Annotated in this window: 18 protein-coding genes; 6 read left to right on the top strand and 12 right to left on the bottom strand. The window is 53.9% G+C overall.

Annotation, left to right across the window (positions count from 1 at the left end; all coding sequences use genetic code 11):
• Positions 1-216: 216 nt before the first annotated feature.
• From BUB55_RS08015 to BUB55_RS08005, 3 genes are read right to left on the bottom strand one after another with little or no spacing between them, the layout of a single operon-like run.
• Entirely contained in the window at positions 217-654 is a 438-nt protein-coding gene (locus tag BUB55_RS08015; protein ID WP_073189785.1) for a hypothetical protein, read from the bottom strand.
• A 21-nt stretch (positions 655-675) separates the two neighbouring features.
• The gene (locus BUB55_RS08010; protein ID WP_073189783.1) at positions 676-1998 is read right to left on the bottom strand and encodes a U32 family peptidase C-terminal domain-containing protein; all 1323 of its coding nucleotides are present in this window, start codon (positions 1996-1998) and stop codon (positions 676-678) included.
• Between the two features lie 7 nt (positions 1999-2005).
• Positions 2006-3559: a hypothetical protein gene (locus BUB55_RS08005; RefSeq protein ID WP_073189782.1), complete on the bottom strand. Its 1554-nt coding sequence runs from the start codon at positions 3557-3559 to the stop codon at positions 2006-2008.
• 198 nt (positions 3560-3757) lie between these two features.
• Here BUB55_RS08005 and BUB55_RS08000 point away from each other — a divergent pair, with 198 nt between their 5' ends.
• From BUB55_RS08000 to rpsD, 4 genes are all read left to right on the top strand, one after another.
• On the top strand, positions 3758-5995 hold the full coding sequence (locus tag BUB55_RS08000) for a carbohydrate-binding domain-containing protein (RefSeq protein WP_143152969.1): 2238 nt from the start codon (positions 3758-3760) through the stop codon (positions 5993-5995).
• Between the two features lie 159 nt (positions 5996-6154).
• The gene (locus BUB55_RS07995; RefSeq protein ID WP_159431946.1) at positions 6155-9172 is read left to right on the top strand and encodes a glycosyl hydrolase family 28-related protein; all 3018 of its coding nucleotides are present in this window, start codon (positions 6155-6157) and stop codon (positions 9170-9172) included.
• 16 nt (positions 9173-9188) lie between these two features.
• Positions 9189-10907, top strand: coding sequence for a hypothetical protein (locus BUB55_RS07990; protein WP_073189778.1), 1719 nt, complete (start codon positions 9189-9191; stop codon positions 10905-10907).
• 122 nt (positions 10908-11029) lie between these two features.
• Positions 11030-11635 carry a 30S ribosomal protein S4 gene (gene rpsD / locus BUB55_RS07985; protein ID WP_073189776.1) on the top strand — a complete coding sequence of 202 codons (606 nt, stop codon included), beginning with the start codon at positions 11030-11032 and terminating at the stop codon, positions 11633-11635.
• A 72-nt stretch (positions 11636-11707) separates the two neighbouring features.
• On the opposite strand, the gene BUB55_RS07980 is transcribed toward rpsD, so the two are convergent.
• Positions 11708-13978, bottom strand: coding sequence for a fibronectin type III domain-containing protein (locus BUB55_RS07980; protein ID WP_073189774.1), 2271 nt, complete (start codon positions 13976-13978; stop codon positions 11708-11710).
• A gap of 159 nt (positions 13979-14137) precedes the next feature.
• Positions 14138-14728: an inorganic diphosphatase gene (locus tag BUB55_RS07975; protein WP_073189772.1), complete on the bottom strand. Its 591-nt coding sequence runs from the start codon at positions 14726-14728 to the stop codon at positions 14138-14140.
• Positions 14729-14874: 146 nt separating this feature from the next.
• On the opposite strand from BUB55_RS07975, the gene BUB55_RS07970 reads away from it, so the two are divergent.
• Positions 14875-15339 (top strand): hypothetical protein, encoded by a 465-nt coding sequence (locus BUB55_RS07970; protein ID WP_143152968.1) that lies wholly within the window; start codon positions 14875-14877, stop codon positions 15337-15339.
• A 78-nt stretch (positions 15340-15417) separates the two neighbouring features.
• Positions 15418-17919 (top strand): ATP-dependent helicase C-terminal domain-containing protein, encoded by a 2502-nt coding sequence (locus BUB55_RS07965; protein WP_073189768.1) that lies wholly within the window; start codon positions 15418-15420, stop codon positions 17917-17919.
• 44 nt (positions 17920-17963) lie between these two features.
• Here the strand turns inward: BUB55_RS07965 and BUB55_RS07960 are convergent, their stop codons facing one another.
• From BUB55_RS07960 to rsmD, 7 genes are all read right to left on the bottom strand, one after another.
• Positions 17964-19553, bottom strand: coding sequence for a choice-of-anchor I family protein (locus BUB55_RS07960; RefSeq protein ID WP_234971861.1), 1590 nt, complete (start codon positions 19551-19553; stop codon positions 17964-17966).
• 18 nt (positions 19554-19571) lie between these two features.
• Positions 19572-20006 carry a hypothetical protein gene (locus BUB55_RS07955; RefSeq protein WP_143152967.1) on the bottom strand — a complete coding sequence of 145 codons (435 nt, stop codon included), beginning with the start codon at positions 20004-20006 and terminating at the stop codon, positions 19572-19574.
• A gap of 36 nt (positions 20007-20042) precedes the next feature.
• The gene (locus BUB55_RS07950) at positions 20043-21131 is read right to left on the bottom strand and encodes a hypothetical protein (protein ID WP_073189765.1); all 1089 of its coding nucleotides are present in this window, start codon (positions 21129-21131) and stop codon (positions 20043-20045) included.
• Positions 21132-21202: 71 nt separating this feature from the next.
• On the bottom strand, positions 21203-22162 hold the full coding sequence (locus BUB55_RS07945; protein WP_073189763.1) for an adenosine kinase: 960 nt from the start codon (positions 22160-22162) through the stop codon (positions 21203-21205).
• Positions 22162-23013, bottom strand: coding sequence for a rhomboid family protein (locus BUB55_RS07940; protein ID WP_073189760.1), 852 nt, complete (start codon positions 23011-23013; stop codon positions 22162-22164). The genes BUB55_RS07945 and BUB55_RS07940 overlap by 1 nt, the downstream gene beginning before the upstream one ends.
• Entirely contained in the window at positions 23013-23519 is a 507-nt protein-coding gene (gene coaD, locus BUB55_RS07935) for a pantetheine-phosphate adenylyltransferase (protein ID WP_073189758.1), read from the bottom strand. The genes BUB55_RS07940 and coaD overlap by 1 nt, the downstream gene beginning before the upstream one ends.
• A 71-nt stretch (positions 23520-23590) precedes the next feature.
• On the bottom strand, positions 23591-24154 hold the full coding sequence (gene rsmD, locus BUB55_RS07930) for a 16S rRNA (guanine(966)-N(2))-methyltransferase RsmD (RefSeq protein WP_073189757.1): 564 nt from the start codon (positions 24152-24154) through the stop codon (positions 23591-23593).

Here is a 24154-nt window from a genome sequence, read left to right as displayed (position 1 = left end):
TGAAACGGGAACTGGAAAAGAGCAGAAAGAAAGGAAATGTAGCCTAAATCTGATGTTGGAACAAACTATTTTTGCGAAAAACCCTTGACACTACCCGGCAAAAATATACCTTATTTATGGCTTTAAATCCAATATTGTTTTTGAAAAAAAGCGTCAAAACAAAAAAATGTGACGGACAAGACGCACCGCCACACTAAGATACATCAAATGTAAAAATTACTTAACTTCCTTTTTTGCCAAAAGGGCTTCCTTGCGCTGTTCAAGCATCGCCTCAATCTGGGGCAAGAGCTTGTCCTTCACCTTGTCCAAGTACAGGCACTGGAGCTGGATCATGCGGTCACGGTGGCGCCCGGCGTGCTCCTGAATCCAGTGGCTCACGGCCGCCTGGCGATCCTGCATTTTGTCGTGGATACTCTGCTGGATGAATGTGCGCTGCACTTCCATGTAACGCTGCATGTTGAATGGCATGCGGTAGGTACGAATGAACTGTTTGAGCATGACCAGCAAGCAAAGATCCCCGTCCTTGCACCTGAGTTCGTCCACAAATTTTTTGAGTTCATCCAGGTGATCCTGGAAGAAGGGCACTATCGCTTTATCATCTATTTGATAAAGTTCCAGTTCATCCTTTTTTTTGGTCGCTTCATCGACAGCCATAGCCCAAATTTATGTTTTACGCTATAGATTTGCTGTGTTCTTTTTCACAATAAAGCCAAATTTCGCCATTTCTGTGTTTTGGAGCACATCTTCCTGCACAAAAATGCGCCCCTCCGTACCGGGATTCAACCGATCCGCGGCAGCACCCCTAAAATCCACCATTCCGGTGACTTCACAAGGTTGCATTCCGGCAGGGGTCATGAGCTCCAGGGAATCGTCCATCGTGAACGGATTCTTCACATTCACCCGGTACGCCCCCGTCGTGGATTCGTAGTCCAAAACCTGGGCGCAAACGCAACCGCCCTCGGCGGCCACGTGCGTGCTCTCGTAATTCTGAGGGAGCGGACCACGCAAAAAGCCCGGCATAAAACCGCGACCGTCCACAAAAGATATAGCACGGCGAGATTCCCCGGGAACGAGGTCGACAGAGCAGGGACTTCCCGCTTCCAGGGCGCAGGCACAGGCGTCAATCGCCATGCGGTAAGCACGCACCACCTGGCTCAAGTAGTAAACCGAGCGAGTCCTTCCTTCAATTTTGAAGGAATCCAAGCCCCCTTGGACCAATTCCGGAATCACATCCAAAGCGCAGAGGTCGCGGCTGCTCATAAAGTACGTGCCCCAGGTATCTTCGTCCAGGGCCACCGGAGGGAGCTCCGGACGGTCCGTACGCTGCAGACTAAAGTTGCCCTCGTGTTCGCGGTAATCCTCGCACTGCGGTCCCTCGTTGGCATACAGACGGTAGGGCATGCGGCAGCTGTTGTCACAGGCGCCCTGATTGGCATCGCGGTGCGTCACCCAGTTGCTGAGCATGCAGCGGCCCGACATGGCCATGCAAACCGCACCATGAACAAAGACCTCCAGTTCGAGGTCCGGGTTACGTTCCTTTATCTCTAAAATTTCTGACAAGCGAAGCTCGCGGCTCAAAATAATACGGCGAACACCAAGATCACGCCAAAACTGCGCCGCCAAATAATTGGTCGTATTCGCCTGCACCGACAGATGGACTTCCGTTTCGGGGGATGTTTTGCGGAGCCAGCCCACAAAACCCGGATCCGCCACAATCAATGCGTCCGGCTTTAGTTCCAAGGCCGCCAAAAGCGCCTTTTGGAACGATTCCACCTTCACATTGCGGGGAATCACGTTGCTCGTGAGGTAGAACTTTTTGCCCTGCTCGTGGGCATAGGCAATGCCCTGCGCCAAGTCATCCAGATTTTTAAAGCCATTTTCGCGGGCACGAAGACTAAAGGCCGGCTGACCGGCATAAACGGCATCGGCCCCATATGCAAAAGCATACTTCATCCGGATTAAATCGCCCGCAGGCGCCAACAATTCGGGAACTTTCATTGTTCAATTACCACTTGAAACCGGCACGGAGGAAAACCTTCTTGTCGTCAATGAAGGTCATCTCGCCCATAAAGCTCACGTACTGCCCTTCGTAACTCAGGGCGGGAGAAAGCGAGTACTGCATCTTGGCCCCGTCCAAGAACTTCTTGTGAATTTTCATGTGGTTGCGCAAGGGCGTCGTGTCGTTCACGGCACTGCCATAATCCGTCCCCTTCCAAAACCACGTATTGCGCACCGAGGCAAAAATATGGCTGTCGAGGCGGGCATAAACATTCCAGTCGATAGTCCGGCTGTTGGGACCGCCCTGGTTCCCCAGCGGGTAACCAAGGTTTGCGATTTGCGCCGTATTCTTGACAAAGTGGCTGTAAACGTAAGGTTCTACGCGGGCATATTCAAAAATTGTCCCGGCCTCGAGCTTGTGGCCTTTCACAAAAAAGTCGTGCCCAGCCTGCAAGCCTGCCATCCACGCCCACTTGGCCTCGATGTTGTCGTTCTTGACCAAGCTGACGGGAGATTCCATGTCATCCAAAAAGAATTCCGTGTAAATGCGGGCAGCATTGAACAAACGGTAGTTGAAGTCCATGGACAAGGAACCGTTGTTGCTGTTCTCGCTGTAGTTCCCTTTTTCCATGAACAAAGGCGCCGTAGGGATAAAGAGCCAAGGCTTCAAGTTGTCGTACTGCACCTGAAGTTCACTGATGCCAAAGGTTGCATTACCCACGGCAAGTTCATAGCGATGCCCAAAAAGATTGCGGTCATCCTTGTTGTTCATGCTCATGCTGTTGGGGAAAATCCTCAAGTCGGCATAAAAGCTCATCACGCGCAAAGGACCTATCATCATGTCCAGGCTCATCATGTTGTACGGAAGGGCGAACTGGTTCAGGGTCAGGTTGTTGTAGTAACCCGGTCCCCAGTGCATCACGTCGCGACCAAAGTCCAAGCGCAGCCAATCGTGGTTGAAAGCAAAGTGCGTGCGGTATCGCGCATAGCTTGTGTACTCAACTCCCGAATTATTCTCTTCTTTTTGGACTTCCAAGAATTCACGGTCCCATGATCTGGGCGTGTCCGCCGAATGTCCTTCGTCGTAAATGCGCGCATCCAAGACAAAGTCAATGGAATCGGCAAAACCACGCAAATAAATGCCACCGTCAACTCCAGGCCAAACGGTATCGCCCAAGGTTTCGCCACCTCGGTAATCGACACCGCCCACAATGCTTGCTGCGATGCCCACGCGGGGTACTCCGGCACAGTTCGCGGAATCGCCGCCATGACCCGAAAGCTTGGCGCCACAATCATTATCGAAGTACAGCAAGGCGTTGCTCTCGGTGCGCGTGAAATTTTTGCGGAAGGTCGTATCGCGCTGCGGGTACGTAAAGTACTGACGTTCGTCGCCAACGGTTTGCCTGTGGTATTCGAACAGCATCGGCGTCGTCTCTAGCAACCGCAAGTTGCGCGTATGCTCAACGCCCACAACAGGGGACGCAGCCAAGGCCTGGGATGCAAAGGCAAACGCCAAAACACCCGACAAGAAAAACAGACTGTTTGATTTTTCAAGAATCATTTCCTAAATGTAATTTATTGTTTCGCGAAAGTTTTTTATTTTCGTCCGTTTTTGTTCCGAACGGGAAAAATCACCCCATTTTAAAAGTGACAAAAAAACAATTACTTCTTTTTTTCCCTTAAAATTTCAAATCCATCTTGGTACTTTTTCAAGAGACAGAAGCCAAGAACGTGTGTTTTGGGCAAAAAAGGACTTAAAATGAAATATAGGATGTTTTTGGGATTTTCCTCCCTATCGCTTGGACTTTTAGCAGGTTGCGGCAGCGACAGCACCAGCACCGGCACCGCTACAGAAGAACCCGTCGTAGAATCGGCAAGTAACCCCTGCATTTACGAGGGCTACACAGGCTACTACGCCGCCGACAACGAGACTCTCATTTGCGTGGATCCCACGGGAGCCATCGCCTTCTGGATTTCACCGGACGGCACCTTTGGTTACCCCAATACCGAGACTCTGGACAGCACGGAATCTACCGTAGCGACGTCATCGAACAGCGCGAGTCCCGAAAGTTCGCCGAGCAACCCCGCACAGAGCTCTACAACTGAACCTGTACCGGGTTCGTCAAGTGCAGCAATCCCCGGCACGGCAGAGAGTTCCTCCTCAGGCGAAGCTGTGACCGAAGCCTGCCCGGGCAACCCGACGGCAGCCTACTCCATCGCAGGTGTCAACTACTACTTTGACGGGCAAAAATACTACTACCTCGATGCAGAATGCAACCGCATCTACATCGAACCCGCCACCAGTTCCTCTTCTCAAGCGGTCGTGGTTTCGTCCAGCAGCAGCAGGACAAGATCATCGAGCAGCCAGGAAGCCACCAGTAGCACCACCGCCCCCGGGGCATCGTCAAGCAGCCAAGCTTCCGGCAGCTCGACTATTGGCGGCGGCGATACGGACGACAACGAGAACGATGACACCGACTCCAGGACACTGGACGGCACCGAGACGCTCATCACCGTAAACGGCACGAGCGCCTCCATCGAAAATGACAACGGATGTTTGACGCTCGGCGACAAGAACGTGACCGTCACCTGTTCCGGCTCCTACTACTTTACCGGAAAGGGTTCCGATTTCCAGATTCTGGTGAACGTTGCGAACGCAGCCGACCTCGAAAACGTGGGAATCTACTTCTACAACCTGGACCTTACCAGTTCCAGCGCCCCGGTGATTGTCGTGAGCGCCGAAAAGACGGTATTCCACATTGTGAAGGGTACCACGAACACCCTCACCAACGGCACGACGCTCACCACCTTCACCAAGAAGGACGGAACCTCTGACGATGCAGACGCCGTGATTGTCGCCAAGGACGACATCAACTTCAAGGGGGCGGGCTCGCTCACCATCAACGGCAAGCTCACCGACGGCAGCGGCATCAAGTGCAGCAACGACATCAAAATCAAGAACGGCAACATCACCGTGACGGCAAGCAACAACGGCATCAAGGGCAAGGGTTCTGTCCAAATCTCTGGCGGCACGCTGAACGTCACCTCTACCGCAGGCGACGGCATCAAGAGCGACGAGGGCGAAGATGAGGGCACTGTAGTCGCCGATAAGGGAATTGTCTCGATTACCGGCGGCACCGTCACCGTAAAAGCTGCCGACGAAGGCATCCAGGCTAACAACTCCGTGGTCATTAGCGATTCCAGTGACGCTGCCAAAGTGACGGTGACCACCTCCACGGGCGACGGCATCCACAGCAATCTGAACATTTACATGAATGGCGGCAACGTCGAAATTTCTGCGGGCGACGACGGCATCCACGCCGACTCAACTCTCTACCTGCGCGGCTCCACCATCAACGTCACCAAGGCGACCGAGGGCATGGAAGGCTACTATATCCGCGCCGAAGGCGGCATCACAGCGACCTACGGCACCGACGACGGCTGGAACGCCGCGGGTGGCACCGACGGAAGCAGCACGTCAAGCAGCACAGGAGGCCGTGGCGGCATGGGCGGCGGCATGATGAGTTCCTCCAAGGGCCACATCGTCATTAGCGGCGGCTACCACTACATTAGCGCCTCCGGAAACGACATCGACGTCCTCGACGCCAACGGCACGGCAAAACAGACCGGCGGCGTATTGCTCCTCGAAATCCCCTCCTCCAATGGCGGGCAGCAATTTGGCGGAGGTTTCTCTGGCGGATCCAGCAGCGGATGCTCCACGAACGGCGCCGGCGGGCTCATTGACACCGACTCCGGCTACGAAATCACCGGCGGCGTGATGCTCGCCTTTGGAAACCAAACCGAAGAGTACCCGAACTGCACCGCAATCAGCTACACCGCAGGTACATATTACGGAACAAGCAACGCGGCATTTGCTCCCAAGAGCAGCGGCAGCAAGATTCTTTATGGCGGTGAAATCAAATCTGTGACGCAGGTAACCGTGAGCGGCATGACCGAGGTCTCCTTCCCCAACGGTCTTAAGTACTACTACAAATAACAAACATCATATCCCCTCCCTAAACGGTCTGCCTCCGGGCAGGCCGTTTTTTATATATATTTATAATGTATTAGCCCCCCAAAAGAGGTTGTTATGTTTCGTACCCGCTTTTTAGTTTCTTTTTTAGCAATCGCATTGACTAGCCCCGTTTTGGCCCAAGTGGAATTCCCTCTGGGTTCCGAAATCGTGAACGTCAAGAAGGCCCCTTACAACGCCAAGGGCGACGGCAAAACCGACGACACCGAAGCCATACAAAAAGCACTAAATGACCACCCGAACGGAGACTATATCATTTATTTGCCGCACGGCATTTACAAAATTACCAACACACTTACCTGGCCCGAAGGCAAAAACAAGGACGAAGCCTACAAGCGCACCATTTTGCAAGGGCAGAGCATGGGCGGCACCATCATCACGCTCGAGGACAACTGCCAGGGCTTTGACAACGCCGACTTCCCCATGCCGGTCATCATGACTGGCGAAGGCCCCAAGCTCAAGCAGAGGAACTCCATCCGCGACCTCACCCTCCGTACCGGCAAGGGCAACGCGGGCGCCATCGGCATCCGTTTTAACGCGGGCATCCAGGGCACCATCAACAACGTGAAAATCTACTCCGGCGACAGCTCGGGCATTTACGGCATCGACATGGGCTTCAACGAAAACATCGGCCCGCTTTTGCTCAAAAACGTCGAGATCAACGGTTTTGACGTGGGCGTCTATGCCGCCGGCACCACAAACGGCATGACCTTGGAACACGTGACCCTCGGCGGTCAGCGCAAATTCGGTCTCGAGAACAACAACCAGTTCCTCGCCGTGCGAGCATTGCGTTTCAAGGGCTCGGTACCCGCAGTATACAACCACGGTGCAGACGCATCGATGGTCCTTGTGGACGGCACCCTGGAATACAACACCGCCAAGGGAGCCAAGCCCCTAAAGACAACAGCCATTGTAAACGAAAGCCACCTGTTTGTGCGATCCGTGATGACGAGCAAGTTCCACACAAAAATCAGGAGCACCAAAAAAGCATTCGGCGAGACCTTCGTGGGTAACGAAATCGTAGAATTCGCCACACAGCAGAGCCAGCAGCTTTGCCACAGCCCCAAGCAGTCGTTGCGCGTGCCCGTGGCCGAGACACCGAACTTCCCGCAGCAAAAGGCAGACAACTGGATTACCATTGCCGGCGACTACGGCGGAAAAAAGGATACTGGCTCCGATGACGCCAAGGCCATCCAGGACGCCATTGACGACGGCGCCGAGACCATCTACTTCCCGCCGGGAGGCCGCTGGACCATCAACCGCGACATCTACATTAGGAACCGTGTGCGCCACATCTTGGGAACGGAAGGCAGAATCGATGGCAAGGGTAAGTTCATCGTCGAGGACGGCGCCTTTAACGAACTCACCATCGAGCGCTTCTCCGAATTCGGCAACGGCGTCATCCAAAAGTCCCGCCGTACCATCCTCTTCAAGAACATGATGTTCAAGTCCCTGGAATCCGACCAGGTAGCCGTAGGCGACATCTACATGGAAGATGTGGCCGTCGGGTCCATCGAGCTCAATTTCCAACACCTGTGGGGACGCCAAGTCACCATGAACGGCGACACCAAGGCGCCCAAAATCCAGAACAACGGCGGCACCATTTGGATTCTGGGCCTTACCGCCCGTGACGGCAACACCATTCTGCAGAATTCCAACAAGGGCTTTGCCGAGCTTTTGGGCGTACACGCCATCGCAAGCGACAAGGCGAAAAACCGCCCGATGTTCATCAACGACAATTCGAGTCTCTCGATCATGGGGCTCAAGGAGACACTCTCCCGCGGGAACGCCTTCTTGAAAATTGTCGAAGAATCGCGTATGGGTTCCGCCATATACTCGCTCATGGGTGCCGACCAAGAGAAAAACGAAAGCGGCGGCGCCATGATGACTTTGTACAACGGCTACGCCCCCAAGCAGGGCCCCAACGAAAAGCCCATCGCCAAAATGCAAAAGGAGCTCCTGCTGGTGCAGCCGAACAAGCTCAAGCTCAACGGCTTTGTAGAAGATGACGGCCGTGGCGACGGACTCTGCCGAGTCCCCGTGGTGTGGAAGAAGGCGACCGGACCGGGACTTGCCACATTCTCGGACAGCATGAGCTACGACACCGACGTGACTTTTACCGCAAGTGGCCGCTACAACGTGACCTTTACCGCCAACGACGGCTACCAAACAGGCGCCGACACCGGCAAAGTCTATGTGTTCGACAAGCGCTACACGACACTCGACCATAGTGGTGACAACGTTCCCAGCGGACGCGGCATGGACGCCTGGATCTCGCAATTCGACAACTACAGCCCCCACAGTTCCGACACGGCGCTCCGTGTAGCGAACATCAAGGACGAAGCAGGCAAGATTTACCTCAAGTTTGACCTTAGCGCCCTGCCCGGACCGCTTTTTGACGCGGGTCTCAAACTGGAATTCGACACCGACTCCATCAAGAAGCCCGTACAGTTGAACATCTTTGGCCTCAAGGAAACCTCCAAAGACATGAGCTTCGGCGAAGACCGCCTGGGCATCGACTGGAAGGATGACGAACTCACGTGGGAAAATGCCCCGGCAAACATCCGCGACCAGACTGGCGGGCAGTTCAACATCCGCAAGAATTCCGGCGGCGGCATCGACACCAAGTACGCCGACTTCCTCGGCATCATCACCATCAACCCCAAGGCTCCGCTGGGCGCGTTCCTCCGCACGCCTACCCTCACGGAATTCTTCAAGCGCAAACACGCTTCGCAACTCTACACGCTCATTTTAACAGCTGTAGAACCTGGCGAGACCTTTATCCGTTCACGTCAAGCAGGCAAGAACGTCGCCCCGGCGCTCTACATCGGCTACTTTGACAATACCAAGTCCGTGACCGGCGACGCCATGGACGGCGGTTATACGCTCTCGAAGGTGAAGGTAGACATTTACAGCCTCGACTGCCAATTTGACCTTACCGTGGGCTACCCGCAGTTTGTGCAAATCGAGATCGTGAACGAGTTCGGCAAACGTATGCTGACTGTTGCCGCACGCGACCTCGCCGGCGAAAAGAAGACCACATTCAAGTTCAAGGCCAAGGCCTTCCCCACCGGCAAATACGTTTTGAAAGTGATTGGCGAAGCGTTTACCGCCGAACAGAAATTCAGCATTTTGAACTAGGCACACGGAGAACGACATGAGCATCAAAAAGTTTTTGATTTCCCTTTTTGCCACAAGCGCACTCCTCGTTGGCTGCAGCGACAATACGCATACCAACTCATGGGAGGACGAAAACGACGAAGCCTCGTCGATGCGCGAAACCTTCAAGTCCAGTTCCTCGTTGAGTACACGACTCGATGTCGTGTACAACGACACCCTGACCCTAGGGGACACCGCCGTCTTGCATATCGAGATGGCGAAACTCGACACAACCATCAAGGACAAAGACACTACCATCCAGTTGGTCTGTAGCGAAGACCTCATATGCCTTGACACCGGCGCCACAGAACTGCGTCTCTTTTTAGGGGAAATCTCCGCAGGCAGCAGGATCTCCGTTTCGGCCAGCACCGAAAACATGGAAAAAGACACCATCCGTATCCATAGCGAGCTCGGGGAAATTCTCAAGACCCGCCTGGCTGTTTACGATAGTTCCAAAAAAACAGAGACGTTCTCGAACTACATGCTCCCTGGCAAAAAGGACATGTCCTACAATCAGTTTGTGGTATTCAAGGAAGACTTCTATTTTATCAGTTTAAAAGCAGCTCTTGAAAAAACAAGCCACCTACATATTTTTGTCGAAATCGAGGAATCCTACTACAACTACATTGGCGACTCCAGCACAATAGACATTGGATTGCAAGATACGATTCGAGGCATCGCAGTCATCGGCAATTCCCCCAAAGAAATCAGCATCAACTTCAGTTCCCCCACCGGCTACGGCATCGACTTCGAAGCCAGAGGCAAGTGGATCAACAAGTTCACCTTCTACGAGGGCAAAACGGAGCTGGCGTCCAACGACTCCGTTATAGACATGATTTTGTTGCCCAAGGACTCCACCTCCTGGACGCTCAAGGTTTCCCCGCTCAACATCGAGAACTACCTCTCGGGTCCGTTCGCCACGTTCGAAGCCATCACAGGTTCCCGCAAGCTGGGCCAAGGCGAGTACCTTGCCAATCCGGACTCCGTGGTTCGCCCCGGCGAAACCCTGGAGGTAATTCGTGAACGCAATTCGCAGGCAAAATACTACCTACGACAGGAACAGTTCGTTTGGCTTGCCGACATGAAGAAGGGCGATTCCATAGACATCCGTCAAGAAATGAAGGGATACTTTGGCGGCGCCGGCAACAAGTTCTACACGATTCTTGACGCCAAGGGCGACTCCCTGGGCGCCATCAATTCGCTCAATACCAGATTCACGGCTCCCAAGGACGGACCAGTCTACCTGCACTACCTGAGCACCTGCCCTTACCTTGACAACGACAACGACGAAGAAATTCTCAAGTTCTACACCACCGTGAGCTACTACGGCTCGCTGACCTCGTTCGCCTTCTTCAACAAGACCGAGCAAAAGGTCATGGACACCACCTATATTGAACTGAACGACACTCTCGTCCTGGGCAAGTTGCTGTTCCGCACCCTGCCCAGCACTGCCAGTTCAAACATGAAATGGTTCGCCCCCTGTATCGACATGGTCCCCCACGAGAGCGAAGACAATTACACGACCACCCCTGTGTTCAAAATACAGAACATCGAGTGCAAGGACAACAGCGGGAATGACCTTTTGGAAGGCGAGCAGGAAATCTCGTCGACAAAGCTGGTCCCGCAGGCCGAGGCCCAGGGTGGAGCCTTCAGATTGATCGCCGAAAGCATCGCAGACCCCCTAAAACGCGATACTTTGACCATTATTCTGCAATAAAACGCCAAAAATCCTTGAAAAACGGGCCCAATATTGTTATTATTGGGCTCTACTCTTGCAAGTCGTGCCAAGCTCTACCAATTTGCAAGTAAAACCAAAGAGCTTCCTCAAAGAGGTACATTATGTCGTCCTTCCGCGGACCTAAAGGCAAGGTCGCCCGCTCCCTGGGCATTGCCGTTTCCCAAAAGACTCAAAAGGCTCTCGACCGCCGCAACTTCGCTCCTGGCCAGCATGGTCAGACCCGTAAGAAGTCTGCTTCCGTGTATAAGCAGCAGCTCGTCGAAAAGCAGCGTCTCCGTTTCACCTACAACATCTCCGAAGCTCAGCTTGCCAAGGCCTACAAGGAAGCTAACCGTCGTGAAGGTTCTGCCGGTGATAACTTGATGATCCTTTTGGAAACCCGTCTTGACGCCCTCGTCTACCGCATGGGTTTCGCCCGCACGATTTTCGCTGCTCGCCAGTACGTCACCCACGGTCACTTCACCGTGAACGGCGTCCGTAGTTTCTCCCCCGCCCGCCAGATCAAGGCCGGCGACGTGATTGCTATCCGCGAACAGTCCAAGGAACACGTGCAAATCAAGGAAGCCATTGCTAACGCTCCGGCTGCCCCTGAATACCTGACCGTCGACGCAGGCAAGATGGAAGGCTCCCTGGTGAAGCTTCCGCTCCGCGAACAGATTCCTGTTCAGCTGGAAGAACAGCTCGTCGTGGAATACTACTCCAGGTAAGAGCTTCTACAGTTTCAAAAAAAAGAAAACCCGGCCAAATGGCCGGGCTTTCTTTTTCTGTTTCAAGACTCATTAATGGTTGTAGCAGAGCTTGTCCGAATCCTTTCCGCCTCCTATTCCTGTCGGGAGCGTCCATTCACTGTAGTCGGTTTCACCATTTCTGTCCTTCCACACGATACGAACCTGAATTCTGATATCGCAGAAGTTCCTGACATGGTTCTCGATGCACAGTGCCGTATTCATCGATATTTTTGACGCCCTGTAGAAGAATTCCTTGTCAACCTTGACAATCCCGTTCACGATAGACTCGACGTTGGCATCGACAGGAACTTCATCAATACCCGTGAACTTTCCTTCATCGTCCTTCAGGGAATCCGTACGCACAGCATGGATTGTATTATTGTATCCATAAGCCTCTTCACACAATTCCCAATATTCCTTAACGTTACCTTCATCATCCATTAACGAGTCTCTCCAAGAGGCGGAGAAGCCCACCGAGGGCTCTTCGTAAGCGAAATCTTCATCCCACGTGACACCAAGATTATCGCGATCTTCAAGTTTGCCATCGTTAAACATGTCTACCATATCACCACGGGGGTCGTATTCCGTCGGAGTGAACCAGCGGGCCTGGTAGTAGACGGTATCCGTGTACTCAGACTCGTGGATATTCTTATCAACAATGTTCTTCTGGACATCGAAGGCAACGCTTGCGGACACGATAATCTTGTCATTCGACGAAGTATCCATATTGGCTTCATAACCGGAGTAAACGCCATAATTCAGAGAAATTCCCAGTATCGGGGTTGCCGGATTCATATCTTCACGATAAGGGAAAGAGGGCGTCAACTGCAACGCTTCGGTAAACAAGGACGTATCCTTTCCATCCGTCGTCGCAATCCGATAATAGGTTTCAAGTTTATCCTTGCCCTCGATGAGGAATACCCTGTTTTCGCCCTTGATGGTTGCGATGGTCTTCCATTCGAAGTCCTTGAGCTTGGAGCTCTGGATGATGAACTGGTTTTCGGGCTTTTCAGCAGCGATATCGTACTTCCAGCTCATTTCCCACACGCTCGGGGCAATGCGCACGAAGGTCAGCCCGTTCGGCGTCTGAAGCTGACCGCCATCGCCAGTCTCAGTACCACCGTTTGCGGCCAACACGTCGGCAGAATAGGCGGAACGGCTTTCCTTGTCATAGGCGACGACCCTGAAGTAGTTGTATGTGTCGGTAAGCTTGCCAAGCACGCAACGGTAGACGCCAGCCCCAGTCGAGTCGATGTCAGTCCACTTGCTCTTCTCGGTATCCAGCTTCTGCACGATGAATCCCGTTTCCGGACGATCTTCAGAAGGAGTGTAATCCCACTGCATCATCCACTTGCCGTCCGAAAGCTGTTCAACCTTCGGGTTCGTGGGGCCGGGCAACCCGCCCTTTTCGGCAACGGCAGAGTTCTGCGCAGTATCGGCCTTGCAGCGGTTATTCGTATTCACAAGCTTCGAATCCGTCCCCGCCTTCGTTCCCATTGGGCTAGACCAGTCACTATAATCGGAAACCTTGTTCTTGTCGGTCCATACGGTACGGATCTGCGCATAGGAGTTACACAGGTCTGCAGTCGTCTTGAACGTCTTGGAGACCGACACCTGGTCTACGTCAAACTTGACCGTATCCACAATGAGGTCGCTACCATAGACAAAGCGTGCCTGATAGTAGACGGAACCGACCGACTTGCCATTGGAATCCAGATTGTACGGAGACTTGACAATGTCCTTGCCGGGAGCGCCGCCACTCAGGACCAGCTCAAGAACCTTGTCCTGAAGGATGTTCGGAGTCGCTTCGGGCACCTTAAGTTCGGAACCCGAAGGATAGTCCATCCTGTCGGAAACAAGAACATCATCGGAGTATGCGGAAGATTTTTTGTTCATCACCGAAGCGACACGATAATAGTAACCGGCCTTCGACGAGCCATCCAGGATCAGGCGGGTAACGCCCGACTTCAACTCGGCATAGCTCGACCACGAGCCACCGCTCTGCGGCAGGCGCTGGACAACGAAACCGTCAGTTTCTTCCGAGACCTTGAAGCTCAGTTCCCATATGCTGGGAGAAAGACGAACGGCTTTCAAGTCCGTCGGGACAGGAATTTCCGTATCCATCTCGGTCGGCACCGTCACGGAATCCTTTCCACTATTGGAATTGTCCGAGTTCCTTCCGCTATCGGAATTATCCGCGAGAGCGTCTTCCTCGTCATCGACCGTCGTTGAATTGGATGTATTATCGCATGCGCTGAAAGCGAGCGCAAAGGTAAGAGCGATTCCTCCAATGAGCCAGAAGGGCCTACGTTCAAGATTCATATGAGCTCCTATTACGTTTGTAAGGGTATTTTTACATTTATATGCGATTAATATAGTTTCTTTTTTTTCGTAACGGCGCAATTATTTTTTCAACTAAAAAAAAAAGCCCTAAATCAGGAATTTAGGGGCTTTTTTATTCGAATAAGTGAGCTAGAACACTTAAATCAGTTCCTCGGGAGGCAGGTGTTCACCGCTCTCAGGTTCCTGGTAGAAGGTCTCCGGCACCTGGACCTGGTTCTGGAAGTAGGCCCTGTGGGCGGCAATCACGCGCTCGCGGGCAAACGCAGCGTCCTTCCAGTCGCCAATCTGCACGTCCTTGCCTTCCAGTTCCTTGTAGTTCTGGAAGAAGTTCTTGGTTATGCGGAGGAACATCTGGTCCACGTCGGTGATGTCCTTGATGGGGCGCGGGTTAAACACAGGCACTCCCAACACCTTGTAGTCCTTCTTGCCACCGTCAGTCATGTCGAGGGCGCCAATGACGCGGCAGGTACACACTGTACCCGTCTGCATGGAGGCGGGGCTGTAAATGAGCATGTCGAGAGCATCGCCATCATCGGCCTTGGTGCTCGGGATGAACCCGTAGGTGCAAGGGTAGCTCATGGAGCTGAGCAGGCAGCGGTCCAGGCGGAACACATGCAGACGCTCGTCATATTCGTACTTGAGGTTGGTGTCCTTGCCAATTTCGACAACGCAGTCCACTTCGTAGGGGTACTTGCGTCCAATGGGAAGGTCCAAATAGTTAATTGCCATTTTTTCTCCAAAACGACTCTCGCTAGAATCGCAAGTCTTTGTTATTCATAAAGTTACACCAAATTTAGCATTTCTAGGTCAAAAGTCAAGCAAAAAATGAGAAAAACGCAAGATATTAGCTATATTTGCACCAAACAGAGGTTTTTATGCTAGACTTTCTCGCTGAATATTGGCCCTGGCTCATTGCCGTCGTTGTCGTTGTTTTGTTGGTGTTCGCCGTCCGCGGGCTTCGCAAGGCCCTCAAGGAAGGCGGCGGAGCCTTCAACCTCGAAACCATCCGCAAAAACAGCGAACCGAACTTCGCTGCGCTCAAGCAAAAGTCCAAGGCTTTGCTCGCCGATGCTGACATGATTTGCGAGACCAAGGAAAACAGCAACCTCGTGATACCCAAGAAGGAAGACATGATGTTCTTCCGCCGCGCCGTGAAGCAGAAGTACAAGCTCGCCATGTTCCTTGTGCCGGGCACCAACAAAGTCGTGTACTTCTTCTGCAAAACAGAACAGGGACTACGCCGCCGCATCGAGAACCTCGTCATCAACCAGAAGTTCCGCGAAGGCAAGCCGCCCTACATGGACGTGGCCACCGGCGAAAAACTGAAGTACCCGAGATGACCGAAGGTCATCAGTTACTAGTTACTAAGTTTTGAGTTACTAGACAACTAGTAGGGGAAAGCCTTCCGACTCTAGATAATGAAATACAGTGATTTAGCGCTCGCAGAAGAAGAAGGCAAGCTGGAAGCGGCTATCGCCGCCTCGCGAAACTTGTTGATCGAGGCGCCCACAGGTTCGGGCAAGTCGCTGTTTATCCCCTACTTTTTAAGCAAGCACTGCAAGGGGCGCGTCGTTGTACTGCAACCGCGCAGGATTGCAGCGTTCTCGCTTGCGCAGTTCTCCGCAAAGTTGCACAACGAACCCTGCGGCAAAACCGTCGGCTACCAGTTCCGGCAGGACAGCTGCAAGAGCGCAGGCACGCGCATTTTATTCCAGACGTACGGAAACTTTCTGCAGGAACTGCTGCACGGCAAGTGCGATGCGGAGTGGATCGTGTTCGACGAATACCACGAGCGCAAGGCCGACATGGACTTGCTGTTTGGGTATTTTAGGGCCGCAGACCCGGCTCGCGCTCCGAGGGTTGCAGTGATGTCGGCGGCGCTGAACCGCGAGGAACTCGAAGCGGTTCTCGGCGTCAAGTGCCAAGCGCTCGGCCATCCGCTCTATCCCGTACAGATTATCAACCAGACTCCCGCCACCGGCAACTCGCTCGTTTCGGGCGTGGGCCTTGACGCCGAAGTGGTGCGGGCGCTCAAGACGCTCTACCGCAACAACATCTGGCAGACCACGCTGGTGTTCCTCCCGGGCAAGGCCGAAATCGCCCGCTGCCACAGCGCCGCCGCCGAAGCGCTCGGCAACACCTGCGCCGAATTCCTGGAACTCTACGGCGGGCAGGACCGCGAAACGCAAGACCGCATTTTCGAAGTGACCGAACGCCCGCGCGTCATCTTCACCACGAACATCGCCGAGACCTCCATTACTGTCCCGAACGTCACGGGCGTCGTCGACAGCGGAATCGAACGCGTGAGCCTCTACGACGACAGCGAGAAGGTGAACGTATTGCGTACGATGCCCATCTCGATGCAGAACGCCATCCAGAGGAGCGGGCGCAGCGGCCGTACGCAGAACGGATGCGCCATCCGCCTGTGGAGCGAAGAATCCGAGAAGCGCATGCCCCGCGGGATTGTCCCCGAAGTATTGCAGATTGAACCGTCGGAACTGTTGCTACAGAAGGCGGCGCTGGAATTAGACAAGAGAGAAGCAGGGATTGAGTTGCCAACGGCGATTCCGGAGGCACGCGAACAGGTCGCCACGAAGTTGCTCGAAAGTTTCGGGATGCTCAAGGAGGGTTCCATCACGGAACTCGGGCTCAAGGCCATACGCACGCCCATTTCAAACATCCCGCTGGCATTGATTTTGGCGAAGGCAACATGTAAGGCCGACTTGAGCGACACCATGCTCGCCGCCATGGCCTGGATCCACTCGGGAACCGAGTACGTGCAAAAATCCAAGTACCCGCTGGACGTTTTGACGCTTGCCGCCGACACACTTTCCAAAAGCGTCAGCACCCCGCGCGAAGTGCGTTTCACGCTGAACCAGCTCCGCGACTACCGCGACAAACTGCCCGCGGGCGTTCCCCGGAATTCCACGGGATCGACCGCCCCCGATTTGCAGCGCACCCTGCTTTTGGCCTTTGGCGACCGCTTGGCAACCCCCAACGGGAACGTCTACAAACTCGACAACGGGAACACCGTCCGCCTGCAAGCGATAGAACCTCCCTACGCCCTTTTGGCGCTCACCATGCTCCGCACCGGGGGCGGCAGCAAGTCGGAGCTCCGCGTAAGCCTTTACGTCCCCATTCCCGAGGAACTTCTCGCCGGCAAAAGTGATTCCGTGAACTACGAGCTTTTGTGGAGAAGCGGTCAAGAAAGATTCATTGGCGTCGAGGTCCGCGAATTCAGCCGCAAAGAAGTGCTGCCGCAAGAAGCCTCTCCCAAGGTGCTCGCCCAGCTAAAGGAACTGACCGTCGCCACCTGGAAAGACAAAATCGAAAAGGAAAACTGGAGCGGCAAGTACCTCTCGGAGGACGTGCAAACGCTCCTGGTAAAAATGCGGCTCGCCTCAAGGCTTTACCCCGAATACGGCCTCCCCGAATTCAACGACGAAGATATGGAAATCATCTTTGACGAATTCGCGAGCGGCGTCTTTTTGCTCCGCGACATCAACGAAAACCGCTACCGCGCCATACTCGAGGAATACTTCGGCAAGTCCATGCTCGCCTGGCTCAACAAGACCTTCCCCGACCATTACGTGCTCCCCAACGGCAAGCGCGCCCGTTACCGCTACCAAGAAGTTGCCCCCGACGAGGCGGCATCGCGCAACCCGAACCTCGTTACACAAAGCCTGGAAGGCTTCCTCGTAGAGATTTCGGCGCGCATTGAAGATTTGATGCAACTCCGCGGCGAGCACAGAATCGCCGACGGCAAATTAAAAGTCCGCTACGACATTTTGGCGCCAAACTTCCGTACCATTCAAAAGACCTGGGACCTCACGGGTTTTTGGCAGAACACCTACGCTGAAGTACGCAAGGAACTGCGCGGGCGCTACCCAAAGCACCCCTGGCCGGAAGTTGTGATTTAGTCGGCAGTTGGCAGAGCTTAGAGATAGAAGGATTGTTCTAAGTTCTATTTCACAGTATAGATCGTAAGCGTCTTGCTGTATTCGTAACCGACGATAAGCAATGCCGCGCCTGCAAGCGGACTTTTTTCGGCGGGCACAAAGAGGATTCCCTCGGGTCCGCGGTCCTTCACATCCAGATAGTAGTCCACTAACCTGGGGGCGTTCATGTCGCTCACGTCGAACACAGCGACGCCGCTGGTACGTTCCAAACCGACAAAGGCGTAGCGCTTGTCTCCCACCTTCCCCACGGTCACGTTCTCAGGTTCGCAGCCCTTGTCGGCACTGCGGGCGTCCTTTTTGAGCTTGCCCTTTTTGGAATTCCAGTTGAAAAAATCGGGGGCGATCTTGGAGATGGCCTGTTCCAGCTGGTCGCCGGAATCCCACAGCAGTTTACCCGACGTTCCGTCGAATATGCTCATGGAACGCGTACCGAAGCTCGTCACGTATGGGCACCCGCCTCCCTTGACCTCGGGGCAGGCGTCAATGCGGCTCACGGTCAAGTTATGCAACTTCGAAAGCGTAGTGGCGTCAAAGACCTTCGGGTCCAACGACCCCTGTTCCGCGATCATCGGCACGGAGGTTTCGTCGGTCCATTCCTTGTAATCGTTTACCGGGGCGCCCTCGTTGGCGGTAAACACATAATTCTTGCCGCCAACGGTTACGTTCGAAATGCCGTCGGGCTGGCGCAAACCGCGTACGGGCACGTTTTCGATATTAATTTCGCCATCGCTCTTCACATCCATGGCAAAGCCGGGCTTGGAGTGATCCGACTTGCCCAACGCAAAAACATCCGTTATCTTTTCGGCGGCGACATCCACGCGGGCCATGGCATTGTTCTCTTGCAGGCTCACCCAGGCCACCCTGGAATCTTCACTTACCGTGATGTACTCCGGTTCCAGTGTCTTGTAGAACGGAGATACTCCAACGCGGCGGACGCCCGCCTTCATCAACGCCGTCGAATCCAGGCTCTCAAAGCCAAGCACGTTCAGCTTCATTGACTTGGCAAAATCTGCGGCAGACACGGCGGGGGCGTTTTCGGGCAAGGTCAAAATGGCGATGCCGCCGGCAGGGTCCTCCGAGAAATCGGGACTCGGGCTCGCTTCGCATGCCACCAGGAGTTTTTTACCGTCGGGCGTGAACGTGATCATGTCGGGCTGGCTACACGGACGGAACTCCGCCATTTTTTTGATGGCAAGCAGTTTGCCCTCCTTGGGCGGATCCACCTTGAATATTTCGACAAAGCCCGTATCGCAGTCGCGTTCGCCAAGCGAACTCACTGCAAGCAGGTCGCCATTCGCGGTAACGCTACTGCCGTTACCCAAAAGCGTCACAGCAACGCCCTTCTTGGGGTGCACCGGGTCAGTGAGATCCAGCGATTCCATCTTCTTTATGCCCGCCACCACAAACAGCGATTTCGCCTGCGGCATATACGCCGAAATCTCGGCAGTTTCCATAGCCGTCGTCGAGAGTGGCTGCAACACGCTGCCCAACTGCACCGGCTTTGCATTCAAAACCGCTTTGGCATCCTTTTTTTTGGCAAAGCAAAAGCCTGCCCCAAGGAGCAAGCTCAAAAAAATGGCAATCGATTTTTTCATGACCACACCCAAATAAAATCAATCCATGATAAGCCACATGATCAGGAGGCCCAAACCTATGCCACTCAAAAAAGAGGTGCTCGCCGCCATGGCCGAGGACCTTCGATTTTGTTCCTCTTTACCCTTGTTCTTTTCGGCATTTTCTAAGGTAATGCTCAACGCCTGGGCGCAAACCTCGTTATCCCTTCTGACGGTATTGTAGCTCTGTTCCCAGTTGGCGCACTTGGCCTGTTCCATTTCGAGTTCGCTGCGAAGCGCCTGCTTTTCGGCACTGCAAGCACTGTCGCGGGATGCCATGATGCTGTCGCGGTTCGCAAGTTCCGCATTCACTTCGGCAACGGGAACAGTCGCCGGGGCGGCAGCAGTATCCGCAGGAGCCTGGGCAAAAAGAGGGGCTGCGGCAACAAGAGCCACCGCCCAAAAGTTCATCAATGTTTTTTTAAAAAATTTCATGCCATTAATATAGTAAACGGCAGTTCCGCACACAACTTATTTGCGCAGCACCAACTTCTTCATCCAAACGCCGCCCGCGGTTTTTACATAGTAAATCCCGGGAGTGGCACTTTTTGTATCCAAAACTTTGGAGCCGTCAAGACGGCGCATCTGCACCACGGCATCCAGGTTCTCGGAAACGAGCAATACAGAGTGGACCAGCTGCGAACCGCCGCTCGACGACGACTTCGCCGTACTCGACGAAGATTTGGCATCGGAAGTGCTCGAAGAAGACTTGTTCTCAGTCTTGCTCGGCGATGACGCGACCACGCTCGATGACGACGCGGGCACGCTTGATGACGACTTCGCCATGCTCGAGGAACTCGGTTCCGATACGCTCGAAGAGCTTTCTTCGCCGCCCAGTTTGCGGGAATCCTTCAGCACCGCTTTAATCGCCTGGATGCGCATCGTTTTAATGGTGTCCGGAACAGCCAAGGAATCCAGCGCCGACTTTGCAGCCGTCGAAGAATCATAGCTTACCGCCGAAGCATAGCGATATCCCGTATAAGGACCAGCATCCCTTTGCTCTACAAACCGGTACGACACAGTCACATACCACCACTCAAACGAAAACTCGTAGGTACGGGAAACCAGCAATTCTCCGGGATTGAATTCGTCATCCTCGGGCAGGCTGTTTTTCACCATCGCCAAAAGATTATACGAGTTCAGCGAGTCATAGCCTTCTACGCCCATTTGGCGCGTATCGCGAATAACGGTAGCGTAATTATCCGCGGTGTCCAAGACCCATTTTTTCGCAGAGTTCCAGCCCGCATAAACAAATGCGTTCTGCATTGTCGGGAAGCAACTCGCCGAAACAGAGACCGGAAGCCTCCTGGTAAATTTTCCCGGGTTGATTTGTACCGTTTCAAACGACTCATGACGGAAGTTGTTCGTCGAATCCACCTGCCAAGTGTGGGGATTGCCAAACCAGTTGGATTCATCGATGTAGGCAGGGACAAACGTGACCTTCGGGAAATCGCCCAACGAAAGCGTATCGCATATATTTTTGATATTGGAAGGCGTTCCGGCATCTTGGGCAAATGCCGCCATAGCAAAAAAGGCAAGCAGTAAAAACACGTAACGCATAACACCTCCGTCTTACGCCTATAAATATATACTCAAAAATATCAGGTAGGTAACGCCCCCAGGGCTATACACTACATTTCGGCATGAATTCGGGCCCAGCCCTCGTCGGGAATCTGGGCTCCCATCACCTGTACCACTTCACTCGCCACAAGGCTGGCGAGGTTGCCGGAACGCAGCATGTCCCAGCCGCTAAGGTAGCCATAGAGGAATCCCGACGCCCAAAGGTCGCCGGCACCTGTGGTATCCACAGCCTTCACCACCTTGGCATCGACCTTGGTCACCACGCCGTCCTTGGCAATGAAGGCGCCCTTCTTGCCCACCTTGACTACGGCCACCTTGGCCTTTTTGGCGAGCACTTCTAGCGAAGCCTCTTCTTTGACGCCCGCATAGGCGAAGGCCTCGTCTTCGTTGGCGATCACGATGTCAATCATCTTTTGGTCCAAGAGCTCGTCAATCACCCCGCGGCAGGCTTCGACCACGCCAAAGCTGCTAAAGTCCAGAGCAGTTTCCACACCCAGGCTGCGGGCGAGCGTAAAGGATTTCTTGAAGCAGTCTCCGTTGAACGCACGGTAGCCCTCGGCATAGAGGAGACCGACACCGTCAAAAAGCGCCGGCACAAAGTCTTCGCTGTCCAAAAAATTAGAGGCGCCAAGGAACGTCCACATGGAGCGCTGCGCATCGGGCGTCACCGCCGAGAACACGCAACCCGTGGCCACGTCGCTCTTGCCCACCTTGGATTCCACGCCATTCTTTTTGAGATGGTCCAAAAACAGGCGACCCAGTTCATCGTCGCCCACCTTGCTAATAAAGGACGCTTTCCCGCCAAGGCGAGAGAGCCCGACCATCGTATTGCAGGTGGAACCGCCAGGGACGCGCAAGGGCTTTTCGATGCCCGCCAAAAACTTTTCCATTTGCGGCCATTCCACAGAATTCATGCCGCCTTTTTGCACGCCCTGCGTCGCGACCCATTCGTCCGTCACATTCGCCAAAACATCTACCAGGGCTGCGCCCATGCCAAGAACTTTCTTCATTACATGCCTCCACGGCGGCGACGGAGCTTGTCCCCCGCCTTCAACAAAAACTGGCGCTCGGATTCCGTCAACGACTGGACCCCTTCCCGATTCACCTTGTCCAAAATTTCATTCATGCGCTTTTGTTCGTCCACGTAAAAGACTTCGCCTTCCAGAACCTCCGGGCCCTCGGCACGGCGGGATTCCTTTTGCACGTGGGGACGGCGCAAATTCCCCAGCAGGCGGTCAAAACCACCCTGATAAAAAGCCATGTAAACGAAGCCGGCGACCACGCCGCCCAAGTGGGCAAAATGCGCCACGCCATCACCCGAGGGCGCCATGAGGATATCGAGGGCGACCATCACCCACATGGCGTACTTGATTTTCATCGGGAAAAAGAAAAACAGCAATATACGGCGTTCCGGGAAGAACTTGTAGTACGCCACAAAGATTCCCATGAGCGCCCCCAAAGCGCCAATAATAGGGTTGTTCGTAAGCCCCAGAATGCAAAGGACAAAACTGAAAAAGGCAGCGAACACGCCACAGAACATGTACATCGACGTAAAGTGCTTTGCGCCCATCCACTCGGCAACCTCGTCGCCGAACATCCACAGCATAAGCATATTGAACACAAAATGCCAAAAATCCACATGCACAAACATGTACGTCACATAACGCCAGGCTTCGAGCGGGCTCGTCGGGAAAAACGCGCCAAAGTACACGATGTAGTCACGGATGTTCCCGTAGCCGGCGCCCGGCAAATTCAAGTGGAGCCCCAAAACAGAGCCCAGCAAAAAGGCAATGCCAAAAACAGCCGCATTGGCAACCAAGAGGACTCGAATGGCCTTGGGCAAAAAGCGGAAAGGTTTCATCAGATTTTTCCGAATTCGGTTAAAAGTTCATTCAAAATATTCGAGGGCACAAACTTCGCAAGGGTCTTCTTTTTTGCCGCAAGCGATTCACCGCACAAAAGCAGTTCACGCACCACGCTGCTGCTAACGGCCAGGTGTTCCGAGGCGCTCAGCAAAAGCACCGTCTCGGCACTAGAGCAAAGGGTTTTGTTGTTCCAGGCAACGCTCTGTTCAAAATCCAGGTCACAAGCCCCGCGAATCCCGCGCACCAAAAAATCGGCACCCACAGACTTCATAAAGTCGACCGTCAACCCCTCGTGTACGGCGACCTTCACGTTCTTTAATCCCGCAACAGCCTTCTTTGCCATCTTGGCACGGGTAACGCAGTCAAACAGATTCTTTTTATTTGCATTCTGCGCGACCACAATCCAAAGCGTGTCGAACAAGGCCGAGGCGCGCTTCACGACATCCAAGTGGCCCAAAGTGAACGGGTCAAAGGAACCGGCGAATACAGCAATCTTTTTCATGCTATAAATATAGTTAATAGTTACTAATTACTAGTTAATAGAGAATATTCTGGTAGCTCGGAACCGGCAACTTAAAACTGCGCCGAAGGCGCTCTGTAAATCACTAGCGAAGATTCGCCGTACTTGCGGATATCCGTTTTGCCCTCAGCCTCGTCGGCCTTGGCCCACGCAGGAATGCTTCGGCTCGGGGCTTCGAACACGGCGACGCCCCCGGGATTCAACCACCCAATGTACTTGCGCAAATCCGGGTATTCCATGTCCTTGAACGGAGGGTCGGCGTAAATGAGGTCAAAGCCCTCGTCGGCACAGAGCGATTCTTTTTCCAACGTGAGGGCGTTTTTTTCTAACAAAGTAAGTTTATTCGTCAAGTCGAGCGACTTGTATGCCATGTAAATCAAGCGCGCCTGCGAATGCGCATTCTCAACAGCAGTCACGTTCGCCGCCCCGCGGCTCAACGCCTCAATGCCCATAATGCCGGAGCCCGCGAACAAGTCCAGCACACGAAAGTTCTCCACGCCCTGCAAAATATTGAACAACGCCTCACGGGTCCTAGAACCCGTAGGTCTCGTTTTCATTGTTGGCGGGGACTGCACCTGGCGCCCACGGAGAGCGCCTCCCGTGACGCGGATAGGCAT

It is taken from the genome of Fibrobacter sp. UWP2 (genome assembly GCF_900141705.1).
GTDB lineage: Bacteria > Fibrobacterota > Fibrobacteria > Fibrobacterales > Fibrobacteraceae > Fibrobacter.
This window is presented reverse-complemented; position numbering and strand designations above follow the sequence as displayed.